The sequence below is a fragment of the Polaribacter sp. HA6-7 genome, from assembly GCF_055693625.1.
This window is the reverse complement of sequence record NZ_CM146338.1, coordinates 2567577-2579298: the sequence shown is the minus strand read 5'-3', so window position 1 is coordinate 2579298 and position 11722 is coordinate 2567577. Positions and strand designations below refer to the sequence as shown.

The window sequence follows — 11722 nt, the reverse complement described above, 5'->3', positions numbered from 1 at the left end:
CAACTGTTTTAAAAAGCAGTTGTAAAACATTTTGTAAATTAGCGAGTTCTTAAAAGTGAAATTTTAACTAAAATCAAATTTAAGAAAACAAAAATAGTACATTTACAATTATGGCAAAAGTAAAATATTATTACGATGCAGATACACTTTCTTACAGAAAAATTGCTGTTAAGAAAAGTGATTACTACAAGAAAACAATATTTGTTTTTTTAGCTATTTTATTAAACGGATTTATAGGTTTTATAGTGTTTAGCCAATTTATCATGTCGCCAAATGAAAGAGCCTTAAATAGAGAAAACGAAAATTTACAGTTAAATTTAGAATTATTATCTAAAAGAGTAGAAGAAAGTTCTACAATTTTAGCCCAGTTACAAGAAAGAGATAACAATATTTATAGAGTTTATTTTGAAGCAAACCCAATACCAGAAGAACAAAGAAAAGCAGGTTTTGGTGGTGTAAACAGATATAAAAGTTTACAAGGTTACGACAACTCTAAACTAATAACAGATTTAACTAAAAACGTAGATATTTTATCGAAACAGCTTGTAGTGCAATCTAAATCTTTAGATGAAATTGTTGTTTTAGCAAAAGAAAAAGAGAAAATGTTGGCAGCAATACCAGCAATTTTACCTGTAAAGTTAGTAGATTTAACCGTAATGGCGTCTCGGTTATAAATGGAGAATGCATCCTATTTTAAAGATTCGTAAATTTCATAAAGGAATGGATTTTACTGCGCCAGTTGGTACACCAATATACGCTTCGGTAACGGTAAAGTTATTAGAGCAGAAAGAAGTGCTACTTTTGGTAAAGTTATTTATATAGATCATGGTTATGGTTATAAAACCATTTATGCTCACATGAGCAAAATGAAAGCAAGAAAAGGACAAAAGGTAAAACGGGGTGATTTAATTGGTTATGTTGGTAATACAGGTAGATCTGTTTCTGCTCACTTGCATTACGAAGTTCATAAAAATGATAGAGCTGTAAATCCTATTAATTTTTACTACGGAGATTTAACGCCGGAAGAGTTTGCTGCAATGCAAAAAGCGGCAGAAGAAGAAGGACAATCTTACGATTAAAATCGCTATAAAATGCATATAGATTTACCAGAAAAGCGTTACTACAAAATAGGTGAAGTTGCCAAGGCATTTGATGTAAATACGTCTTTAATTCGTTTTTGGGAAAAAGAATTCGATATTATTAAACCCAAAAAAACGCAAAAGGTAATCGACTTTTTACTGCGGATGATATTAGTAATTTTAAACTAATTTTTAATTTAGTAAAAGAAAGAGGATTTACTCTAGAAGGTGCAAAACAAAAATTAAAAAAGAATCCAGATTCTACAATTTACAATCACGAAATTATTAGCAGATTAGAAAGTGTAAAAGCAGAATTGATTAAAATTAAAAATCAGTTGTAACACTTTTAACTTTTACGTGTCTAACAATTAGATAAAGCAAATAACTGCTTTATATTCTTAAGAATATTAGGTAAATTTGTAGAAATCGATTAAAAATCAACTAAAAAACTTAAAAAACAGAAATTATGAAAAAATGGTTAGTACCAGTAATTGTTATAGTAGTAATAGTACTTGGTGTTTATAAATGGGGTGTAGGTTTTAATAATACAGCAATAGAATTAAACGAAAGTGTTTCAGAATCTTGGGCAAATGTAGAAACGTCTTACCAAAGAAGAAACGATTTAATTGGTAACTTAGTAAACACTGTGCAAGGTGCAGCAGATTATGAAAGAGGTACATTGGTAGAGGTAATCGAAGCAAGAGCAAAAGCAACTTCTGTAAATATCGATCCATCTAACATAACACCGGAACAATTGGCACAATTTAATAAAGTACAAGGAGGTTTAAGTGGTGCTTTAAAAAGTTTATTGGTAACTGTAGAAAGATATCCAGAGTTAAAAGCGAATGAGAACTTTTTAAAATTACAAGATGAATTGGCAAGTACAGAAAACCAAATTCTAACTGCAAGAACTCGTTTTAATGAGAAAATAAAACCTTATAACAATCACGTTAAGAAATTTCCTAATTCAATTTTAGCAGGTTGGTTTAATTTTGAAGGGAAACCATATTTTCAAGCAGAAGCAGGTGCAGAAAAACCAGTTAAAGTAGATTTTAGTAAAAAATAAAAGATGTCTAAAGTAGAAGAATTTCTTACACCAGCAGAAGAAAAAGAAATTATTTCTGCTATTAGAACTGCAGAGTCAAATACTTCGGTGAAATACGTGTTCATATCGAAGCTACTTCAGATAAAGAACATTACAAAAGAGCGCTAGAAGTGTTTCATCTCTTAAAAATGGATAACACCAAAGATGCCAACGCTGTATTAATTTATGTGGCAGTTAAAGATCATAAATTTGTTATTTACGGTGATAAAGGTATTAATGATGTTGTGCCTAAAAATTTCGGGATACTACAAAAGATGTAATTCAAAATCAATTTAAAAAAGGAAACTTTAAGCAAGGACTTGTAGATGGTATTTTAAAAGCTGGTTTAGAATTGCAAAGTCATTTTCCTTGGCAAACAGATGATATTAACGAATTACCTAACGAAATTTCTAAATAATCAATTTCTTGAAAGCATTTAAAAACATCAGTTTTCTTCTTTTATTTTTTGTAACTCAAATTTCATTTGGGCAATTTACCATACCGTAAATCCCAAAAGAACAAACAAGTGTTTACGATTATGTAAACTTATTAACTGCTAGCCGTGAAAACGAATTTAGAAAATAAACTAGTACGTTATTCAGATTCAACATCAACACAAATTGTTGTTATTGTAATAGAGTCAACAAAAAATGAAAGTATTGGTATCTTGGCTCCTAAATGGGCTCAAAAATGGGGAATTGGTCAAGAAAAAGAAGACAACGGTATATTAATTTTACTTGCCGAAAAAGACCGTAAAATTTGGATAGCACCAGGTTATGGTATCGAACCAATTTTAACCGCTGGTATTGTTGGCGAAATTACAAGAAATGTAATAATACCGGAGTTTAAAAGAGGGAATTTTTACGAAGGATTAGACAAAGGTTCTGATACTATTTTTCAATTACTAAACGGAGAATATAAAGGAACTCGAAAAAACAAATCGAAAGGTTTTGATCCAGGAATTTTTTTCTTTATCCTAATTGTCATCATCTTTTTTATTATAATCTCAAGAGGTAATAAAAATAATAGAGGTGGTGGCAACAGGCATAGAAGAGGTTCTTTAGCCGATACAATTTTTGATACCATTATATTAAGCAATGCCGGTAGAGGTGGCGGAAGCTTTGGAGGCGGTTTTGGCGGTTCTTCTCGGTGGTGGAAGTTTTGGCGGAGGCGGCTTTGGAGGCGGTTTCGGTGGCGGTGGCTTTAGTGGCGGTGGAGCAGGAGGAAGTTGGTAATTAGCTACTAAAGATTATTTTAGGTATCATAATTTAGATACTTACAAAACAGAACACTTAATTTTTATTTAAAAAATTTAAGTGTTTTATTATTTTCAATAATTCTAAAAGCAAAAGTAAATGAAGAAAATAGTTTCGATATTTAGTTTTTTAATTTTGATGAGTTGTCAGAATTTTGGGCAATTAAATATAATTTCAGATTTACCAAAAACTTTAAGTGAAGTTTCGGTACAGAAATAGTGCCGAAATCAGATTTAATTTGGATGATAAATGATGGTGGAAATAAACCAACTTTGTTTGGCTTAAACGCTAAAGGAAAAATTAAAAAAGAAATTTATATTAAAGCTAAAAATCACGATTGGGAAGATTTAGCTTCGGATGAAAATGGAACTATTTACATTGGAGATTTTGGAAATAATTTAAACAAAAGAAAAAATTTATCGATTATAATAGTTGAACAAAATGAATTGGACGAAAAAAATGCAGAGGTAGATGAAATAGAGTTTGAATATCCAAATCAAAATAAATTCCCACCAAAAAAGAAAGATCGCTACTTTGATACAGAAGCTTTTTTTTACTATAATAAGAACTTATATATTCTAACAAAAAGTAGAGTAAAAGGTAATTATGGTAAAACTACTCTTTATAAATTACCAGCTAAAAAAGGAACTTACACAGCAGAAATAGTAGATGATTATGAAAACTGTAAAGATTTAGAATGCTGGATTACTTCTGCGGATATTTCGCCTAACGGAAAAAAAGTTGCAGTTTTATCTCAAAGAAATATCTTAATATTTTCTAATTTTAAAGGAGATAAGTTTCTTCTCGGAGATGTGAAAAAGATAGATTTAACTCATCGATCTCAAAAAGAAAGTATAACTTTTAAAGACAATAACACGTTACTTATTTCAGATGAAAAAGCCCACGGTACAGGTGGTAATTTATACGAATTAAAGCTTTAGATAAAATAGAGTAAACTAAATTTATAAAATATTAATGCCCAACCTAAGCATAAAAACAATCCTCCTAAAGGAGTAATTGGTCCTAAGAATTTCATTTTTTTATTTTTAGCTGAAGAAATTACCAAGCCATAAATAGAAAATGAAAATAAAATTACACCAATTATAAAAGCGTAAACTATGTAATTATCTATAGTCAATTCGCTGTTTAGTTTAAATCCTAAAAATAGTAAAACAATGGCGTGATACATTTGGTATTTTACACCTGTTTCAAAGCTTTGTAATTGTTCTTCGGATAATTTCTTTTTTAATAAATGCGCCCCAAAAGCTCCAAATATTATTGCTAATAATCCAAAAAAACTTCCAAATAAAATTGCTGTGTATATCATAATTTAAAAATCGAAACCTAAACTAAAAGTTATTCTAGAGCCTTCGTTACCATCAAAAACCCCAATACTTGTGGTTAACATATCTGCAGCGTTTAAAAATAATCCGCCTCCAAAAGAAGTATTCGGTTTAGAAGATGGGTTTGGTTGCACTGTTAAAGAAGTTGGGGTTCCCCACACTTTACCATAATCAAAACCAGTAATAAATACCAATATTAATAGGTAAAATAGCAGTTCTTAAATTACTTATATTATACCTAAGATCTGATGTGTGGTAAAAAGCATTTTTACCTGTAAATCGCTCGTTTCTATAGGCTCTCATACCTTCATTACCTCCAATAGAGGCTCCTTGATAAAATTGAAAATCGTTGCCAAAAATAAAATGTCCGTCTACTTTTGAAGCCAATACAAGTTTACCATTCGGAATTAATTTATGCGTAATTCCTAAAGAAGTGGTAGCGTATGAAAAATTACTTTTATTACTTAAATTACCTGTAAAGCCTATAAGAGCATTAAATTCTACACCTAAAGTAGGAAATGCAGGATTGTCTGAGTGTTGGTAATAGTAACCAGCTTCTGTGTTTATAAAGTTTTGAGCTTTAAACAAATCGTTACCAGCCGCATATTGTGTTTCTAAAAATCTACCTGAAGTTCTTTCAATGTCAAAACTTTGAAAACTTGCAGAAGCTGTAAATTTTGCACCCAAATCACCTCTCCATTTTAAAAATGCACCTGCTTGTAGTTTTCTAATTTTTACTCGATTATAATCTCTATTTACAGTTCCGTTTGGTTCTAAGTTTATAGAATTGTTACCAAATCCAAAAAAGTTAGTAGCATAATTAGGACTGTTAAATTCTGCATTAAATCCTAAGTTAAAACGGTCTAAAATATTGGCAAACTCGCCGTTATATTTTATTTCTAAACCTTGTGTTGCAAATACATAATAACCTTCTATAACGTGTTTTCTTGTAAACGGATTTCTTTCGAAACCATTTACCAAACGTGTATTTTTAATCCCTAGTTTAACTCCGTCATCCGGATTGTAACCAATTGCAGGAGAAACTAAATTACTTTTACTTCTTAATTTTTTATAATCGTATGTGTTGGTCTTATAATCGTCTGTGATTTTTTTATTGATATTCTTAGTTATAAAGGTGTTTTTTTTAGTTTTATAATCATAAACCTTAATAAACTTTTTAGTTTTTATGTCGTAAATATCGTTGTTTAATCCTCCGATTAATTTAATTTTTATTGGATCAATGCCGGATGGACCGCTAACAACAAACCTGTCATCATCATCTAAACCATATATCCAAATATCTTTTGTAACATCTTTTTTATATCTCCTTTTATGAAAAATATCTGCTTTCTTACCGTCTTTTATTCTATAACCTATAATTTCTGTATCTCCGTTTACAAATCTGTTTATTTCAAACCAATCATCTTTATGAGTACCTGTTACTACTTGAAATTTATTTAAGTGACTAAAATACTTATCCGATATTTTTTGTAGATTTTTTCTTCGCCCTTTTAGTTTTCTTTTGATGTCGTCTATTGCATTTCCTCTAACTTCTTTCGGGAATTTAGAAAACGCACTTTCTATAACTTCATCTGTAATTTGATTTTGAATTATTTGTACTTCTCTATCCCAATCTGCTTTGTTAGATTCTCTAATTAACCTCATATCTAAAGGATATGCAGATAAACTAAAATGGGCCGGATTTTTGATATCTTCTTCGTAAGATCGCATCCCTTTTAAAGCAGGAATAATACTTGTAATTGTGTTCATTAAAAATCCATCACTAAAAACAGAAAAAGCTTGATCGCGATCTCTTGGTACAGGTCGGTAAATTACTTTATTATCTTTTTCAAAAGTTGCCCATCGCCATTGATCTTGATGTCTATCCCAATCTCCAATTAACATATCAAACAAACGTGCTCTTATATAAGAACCTTCATCTAAAACATATTTTTCGTCTTTCGCTAGATTTTTTCTTAAATCGTCTGTACTTATTATTTCATCAGAAAAACCAAAGTATTTTTTATCACCATGACCGTCTGCAGTTCTTGCCTCTATCATGTACAATTCATCACCAAAACCAGCATTAAACTCTTTTAAAGTCTCTTGCTTTGGTACGTAAAATAAAATTGGTTTGGTATGATATACGTTAATTGCTTCTGCCAATTTATCAATAGTAAAAGGCGCATACGGATGCGATCCTGTAAAAACATCTAATAACAAGTCTTCTGTAAAAGTGTTGTTAAATTGCCCTTCTACATATTGATTTTTAAAAGCAACAGCTTGCAGATATTGCACAGCATTTTTTCTTAATGCTCGCATTACATATTCTTTACCGTCTTTATCTTCTAATCGTAAAGATTTAGATTGATGTCCGCCACCTTTTCTAACGGGTTTTAATCCGCCGTATAAAGTGTCTAAACTTACAGTTGGGGCCATTATTTTCTGACCAAAGTATTTTCGGTATCTTTTTCCCCATAAGAAATTATAGAATTTCCCTTTATTTGTTTCTTTATCGGTGTAAATTCCCGCTTTTTTTCTGAAACATCCATGTTAGGGAAATCTGTAAATTCTACAATGCTATCTTTTTTAAATACATTCGCTTCAAAAACAATTTTGCGATCTTTTGCCGTGTAAAAATGAACTGTAGATGCGCCGTCTTCATAAACATCTAATCTAGCAAAACCTTGAGTTCCGTAAGAAAAAACACCACCATTTACGTTTTTGGTTGCTGTTAATTTAGAACCTGAACCGCTTACAATTTGTGGTATGTTGTCTTGCACAATATATTGTATACTATGTTCATGACCAGAAATAAACATTACTTTTTCACTCTGTTGCGCTAAACTAATAATACGTTTTCTTAATAAATTGTATTTTTCATTTTGTTGATCTGTATTTGTAACTCCGGATGTTTTTCTTAGAATATTTAAAGCAGAACCAAAAATAGGCAAAGGCTTCATATGACTTTTAAAAGAGTAGTAACCACCATGCGGACCGTTTGTAAACATTGGATGGTGTAAAGCAACGATTGTAGTTTTTCCTTGCGATTTTTTTAATAAACCTTCAAATTCTTCGAAGAATTTTTCTCTGGTTTTAATTTCGCAATCATCGTTAATTCCTGGGTGATTGTCCCAGTTTGTAACAAACCAATGCGTATCTACAACAATAACATTTATGTCGTCATTTATTTCAACTTTTTCTAGCGGACAACCTTTTTCTCGGTAAAAAGAGTTTTTTCCAAGTGCTTTTTCTACTAATTTTTCTTGTCTTTTTAAACCATCTAAACCGCTATACCAATCGTGATTACCCGGAATAAAAAATGTTCTACCAGGAAATTTTTTACCAATATCTGTTTGAACTTTTAATCTGTGTTCTGCTAACTTATAGTTTTTAGAATTTTCTTTCGGAATTCCTCTTTGATAAACATTATCGCCTAAAAATATTAATGTAGAATTTTTCTTAGCATTTTTAATTTCTTGCTCTAAATAAGAGAGTGCAGAATCTTTTTTATTTAAAGCAGAATTACCAGCATCTCCTATTAAATAAAAAGAATGTAAAACTTTAGACGAGTCTTTTTTAGAAATATAACTATGGTTTTCTGCAACTTGCATTTTAATGGTTGCGCAAGCAGAAATTAATAGTGATAATACAAGTAAAGTAAGTATTTGTTTGATGAAGTTCATCTTACAAAAATAGCTATTTTAAAATTGAATTTTTAAAGTCTTGATAGTCTTTTTCTGTATCTATATCTAAGAAGTTACTTTTTTTAGGCATCGAAATTACTTCGCTATTGTTGTTTAAAATTTCTTTAGCGCCAATATCTCCATAAATATTTTTTAAATCTTTAAAATATTTTTTTGAAAATAAAGCAGGAACACCTAATTTGTTTCCATAATTAGAAGCAATAATTTTACTGTTACTTTTACTAAATAAAGCAATCATGCTATTTAAATATTCTTTTTCTACAGCAGGTTGGTCTCCTAAAAGTACTAAGATTCCGTCGTAATTTTGATATTGTTTTTCTATTTCTGATATTCCAAAAGAAATACTTTTACTTAGTCCTTTTTCAAAATCTTTATTATAAAAAAAATGCACATCAGAACTAGAAATTTCTTTTAAAATAATTTCTGCATTTGCACCTAAAACACAGTAAACTGCATTTGCTTCTATAGATTTTGCTTTGGATAAAACAGTTTCAATTAGAAAATTAGTACCAATAGTAACCAATTGTTTCGGAGTTTTCATTCTTGATGATTTTCCTGCTGCTAAAACTAAAACTGCAATTTTCATTATTATTAATTATTAATATTTTTTGATAATTTTTTTAATGAGAACGGTTCTTTTTTCTAACGACAGTTAAAATTTCTGCAATAATAGAAATTGCAATTTCCTCTGGCGTAGTTGCTCCAATATGTAAACCTGCAGGTGTAAAAATAGTATCTAAAAACTCTTCTTCTAAATCGGGTACATACTCAAAAAGTTGGTTAAAAAGTTTTTCTCTTCTTTTGGGTGCACCAATTATACCAATATATTGAGGTTTATATTTACTAAGTTTTACTAAATATTTTAAATCTTGTACAAAACTATGATTCATTAATACAATGGCTGTATTTTCTTCAGTAGAACTAAAAGTTATGGTTTCGGTGTTGTGCCTTTTACGCTAAAAGACCCTGGAAAATCTACTTTAGATTTCGAATCTTTTATATATGTGTAAACTTCTATTTGCCAACCTAAATTAGCAGCAATTTCACAGAGTTTTACCGCATCATGTTCGCCACCAATTATTATTAATTTAAATAAAGGTTTTAATTCTTGAGAAAAAACTTTCTTATCTTTTGTTTGCTTAATATCAAAAGAATTAGAGATAGCAACTTGTTGTTGATTGTTGTATGTAATTACAGAACCGTAATTTCCTTTAGCTTCATCTTCTGTTATAAAATAAGAATCGATTTTAATAGATTCTCTGTTTTCAATTGCGTTTAAAAATAAAGTTCTAAAGTGTTTGGTTATGTCTAAAGGTTCTATCAAAATGTATAAAACACCTTCGCAACCTAATCTATATCTGCCATCATAAGTAATTATTTTTGCAATATTATCATTAAAAACACTTTGTGCTCTTCTAATAATTTCTTTTTCTACACAACCACCACTTACAGCACCAACAGAAGTATTATTGCTAGAAATTAACATACGAACTCCGGGTTTTCTGTAAGAAGAACCATTTAAATCTACTACAGTAACCAATACATTTTTAATGTTATTTTTTTGGTTTATAATTGCTTGTTTAAATATGTTTTTAAGTTCGTGTAGCATTTAAATACTTTAATATTTTAGTTTAAATATAAAGGTTTTTTACAAAATGTATCTTAAAAAAGTAAAGGGTTGTTTCTTTTAAGAACTGCAGGATAGCATAGAACAACCAATTTTGTTATTTGCCCAATCTGGTCTTTTTGCAAACCATTTATTGTACTTTGGTTGATCTGCATATGGTTGTTTAAGTACTGTGAATAATTCGTCTATTAAATTATAATCTTCATTATCTGCGGCATCAATTGCTAATTGCGCCATGTAATTTCGTAAAACATATTTAGGATTTACCAAATCCATATTTTCTTTTCTTTCTTCGGATGAAACTCGCTCTATTTTAAGTCTATCTGCGTATTTATTAAACCAAATATTCCAGCGTTTTTTTACATCCATAGAAATACTTTCTAAATCATAAAAAGCATCTTTAATCAGATCGATACCTGAAATTTTATCAGAAAAATCACTTAGATTTCTAAAGAAAATGGTCATATCAGATTCTACTAATTGTAAATTATCTTCTAATTCTTGAATCAATTGAATGTCATCTTCATCAGAAACAAAAAGCCCCAATTTACTCTTCATCATTTTTAATGATTTCTTTTCAAAGTCAATTTTATATTTTTCTAAAATAGCATTTAATGGTGCTACTTCTTCAATTATAGGATATAAAGCATTTGCAAGTTGATACAAATTCCATAGACCAATATTTGGTTGATTACCAAAACGGTAACGTCTATTTTCTCTATCTGTAGTATTTGGCGTCCAGCTAAAATCGAAACCTTCTAACCAACCATAAGGCCCATAATCTATAGTTAAACCAAGAATAGACATGTTATCTGTATTCATAACGCCATGCACAAAACCAACTCTTTGCCAATTTATAATCATATCTAGAGTTCTTTTCGAAACTTCTTCGAACAGCTTAATATAATTTTCTTTAGATGGTTTTCCTAAATAAGAAAAATGGTTATTTATGGTGTAATCTACTAATTTTTTTAAATTTTTTAAATCGTTTCTTGCAGCAAAAATTTCAAAACTACCAAACCTTAAAAAAGAAGGTGAAACTCTAGCAACGATAGCTCCTTTTTCATAAGCCGCATTACCATTGTACATAATGTCTCTTAAAACGCTATCGCCAGTAACACTTAAAGAGAGTGCTCTTGTGGTTGCAATACCTAAATGATGCATTGCTTCGCTGCATAAATACTCTCTAATAGAAGATCTAAGTACAGCCAAACCATCTGCAGTTCTAGAATATGGTGTTTCTCCGGCACCTTTTAATTGAACTTTCCAGTTTTTATTCTGATGTTCAATTTCAAATAAATTGATTGCTCTACCGTCTCCTAATTGTCCTGCCCAATTACCAAATTGATGACCAGCATAACACATTGCAAAAGGTTTTGTATTCGGATAAATTTGATTACCCGTAACAATATCTCTAAAAAAATCTGTATTTAAATCTTTTTCTAAAATACCTAGTTCTGATGCCATTTCTTTTGAAGTATGCACAACTTTTGGATTGGAAGTATGTTTAGGATTTACATAAGAATAAGCTGCATTTTCTACTTGTCTTCTTGTGTTTTCTAAAATTTTATCCGCTGGTAGATTGTCAGTAAATTCACTTTTAATAGTAAGATTTTTCATCTAGAA

The 11722-nt window shown here is 29.9% G+C and carries 11 protein-coding genes and 3 pseudogenes; 6 read left to right on the top strand and 8 right to left on the bottom strand.

The window, feature by feature from the left end; genetic code table 11:
* Window positions 1–110: 110 nt before the first annotated feature.
* The 6 genes and pseudogenes from ACZ1HD_RS14515 (at window position 111) to ACZ1HD_RS14490 (ending at window position 4360) form a co-directional block, all read left to right on the top strand.
* Window positions 111–1079 (top strand): annotated as a pseudogene (locus ACZ1HD_RS14515) (M23 family metallopeptidase).
* A gap of 12 nt (window positions 1080–1091) precedes the next feature.
* Window positions 1092–1420: pseudogene (locus tag ACZ1HD_RS14510) on the top strand (MerR family transcriptional regulator).
* A gap of 125 nt (window positions 1421–1545) precedes the next feature.
* The gene (locus ACZ1HD_RS14505) at window positions 1546–2145 is read left to right on the top strand and encodes a LemA family protein (RefSeq protein WP_472687863.1); all 600 of its coding nucleotides are present in this window, start codon (window positions 1546–1548) and stop codon (window positions 2143–2145) included.
* A 3-nt stretch (window positions 2146–2148) separates the two neighbouring features.
* A pseudogene (locus tag ACZ1HD_RS14500) lies at window positions 2149–2581 on the top strand (TPM domain-containing protein).
* Window positions 2582–2725: 144 nt separating this feature from the next.
* Complete coding sequence (locus ACZ1HD_RS14495) at window positions 2726–3370, top strand: TPM domain-containing protein (RefSeq protein ID WP_472687862.1); 645 nt, start codon at window positions 2726–2728, stop codon at window positions 3368–3370.
* A 267-nt stretch (window positions 3371–3637) separates the two neighbouring features.
* A complete protein-coding gene (locus ACZ1HD_RS14490; protein WP_472687861.1) occupies window positions 3638–4360 on the top strand; it encodes a hypothetical protein in 723 nt (240 codons plus the stop codon).
* On the opposite strand, the gene ACZ1HD_RS14485 is transcribed toward ACZ1HD_RS14490, so the two are convergent.
* The 8 genes from ACZ1HD_RS14485 to ACZ1HD_RS14450 all read right to left on the bottom strand — a co-directional run bounded on the left by ACZ1HD_RS14485 (window position 4357) and on the right by ACZ1HD_RS14450 (window position 11716).
* Window positions 4357–4746, bottom strand: coding sequence for a DUF423 domain-containing protein (locus tag ACZ1HD_RS14485; protein WP_340932476.1), 390 nt, complete (start codon window positions 4744–4746; stop codon window positions 4357–4359). The genes ACZ1HD_RS14490 and ACZ1HD_RS14485 overlap by 4 nt on opposite strands.
* A gap of 3 nt (window positions 4747–4749) precedes the next feature.
* The gene (locus ACZ1HD_RS14480; protein ID WP_472687860.1) at window positions 4750–4956 is read right to left on the bottom strand and encodes a hypothetical protein; all 207 of its coding nucleotides are present in this window, start codon (window positions 4954–4956) and stop codon (window positions 4750–4752) included.
* Window positions 4934–7201 (bottom strand): hypothetical protein, encoded by a 2268-nt coding sequence (locus tag ACZ1HD_RS14475; RefSeq protein ID WP_472687859.1) that lies wholly within the window; start codon window positions 7199–7201, stop codon window positions 4934–4936. Before ACZ1HD_RS14475 ends, ACZ1HD_RS14480 begins: the two co-directional genes overlap by 23 nt.
* A complete protein-coding gene (locus ACZ1HD_RS14470; RefSeq protein WP_472687858.1) occupies window positions 7201–8376 on the bottom strand; it encodes a metallophosphoesterase in 1176 nt (391 codons plus the stop codon). Before ACZ1HD_RS14470 ends, ACZ1HD_RS14475 begins: the two co-directional genes overlap by 1 nt.
* 85 nt (window positions 8377–8461) lie before the next feature.
* On the bottom strand, window positions 8462–9055 hold the full coding sequence (locus ACZ1HD_RS14465; protein WP_472687857.1) for a nucleotidyltransferase family protein: 594 nt from the start codon (window positions 9053–9055) through the stop codon (window positions 8462–8464).
* A 34-nt stretch (window positions 9056–9089) separates the two neighbouring features.
* Window positions 9090–9359 (bottom strand): XdhC family protein, encoded by a 270-nt coding sequence (locus tag ACZ1HD_RS14460; RefSeq protein WP_472687856.1) that lies wholly within the window; start codon window positions 9357–9359, stop codon window positions 9090–9092.
* A gap of 38 nt (window positions 9360–9397) precedes the next feature.
* Window positions 9398–10078 (bottom strand): XdhC family protein, encoded by a 681-nt coding sequence (locus tag ACZ1HD_RS14455; RefSeq protein ID WP_472687855.1) that lies wholly within the window; start codon window positions 10076–10078, stop codon window positions 9398–9400.
* A gap of 78 nt (window positions 10079–10156) precedes the next feature.
* On the bottom strand, window positions 10157–11716 hold the full coding sequence (locus ACZ1HD_RS14450) for a protein adenylyltransferase SelO (RefSeq protein WP_472687854.1): 1560 nt from the start codon (window positions 11714–11716) through the stop codon (window positions 10157–10159).
* Window positions 11717–11722 lie beyond the last annotated feature (6 nt).

Coding starts and splice junctions, on each gene's coding strand:
- ACZ1HD_RS14460 (WP_472687856.1), bottom strand. CDS start 9,359: ATGAATCATAGTTTTGTACAAGATTTAAAATATTTAGTAAAACTTAGT.
- ACZ1HD_RS14450 (WP_472687854.1), bottom strand. CDS start 11,716: ATGAAAAATCTTACTATTAAAAGTGAATTTACTGACAATCTACCAGCG.
- ACZ1HD_RS14485 (WP_340932476.1), bottom strand. CDS start 4,746: ATGATATACACAGCAATTTTATTTGGAAGTTTTTTTGGATTATTAGCA.
- ACZ1HD_RS14465 (WP_472687857.1), bottom strand. CDS start 9,055: ATGAAAATTGCAGTTTTAGTTTTAGCAGCAGGAAAATCATCAAGAATG.
- ACZ1HD_RS14455 (WP_472687855.1), bottom strand. CDS start 10,078: ATGCTACACGAACTTAAAAACATATTTAAACAAGCAATTATAAACCAA.
- ACZ1HD_RS14475 (WP_472687859.1), bottom strand. CDS start 7,201: ATGGCCCCAACTGTAAGTTTAGACACTTTATACGGCGGATTAAAACCC.
- ACZ1HD_RS14470 (WP_472687858.1), bottom strand. CDS start 8,376: ATGCAAGTTGCAGAAAACCATAGTTATATTTCTAAAAAAGACTCGTCT.
- ACZ1HD_RS14505 (WP_472687863.1), top strand. CDS start 1,546: ATGAAAAAATGGTTAGTACCAGTAATTGTTATAGTAGTAATAGTACTT.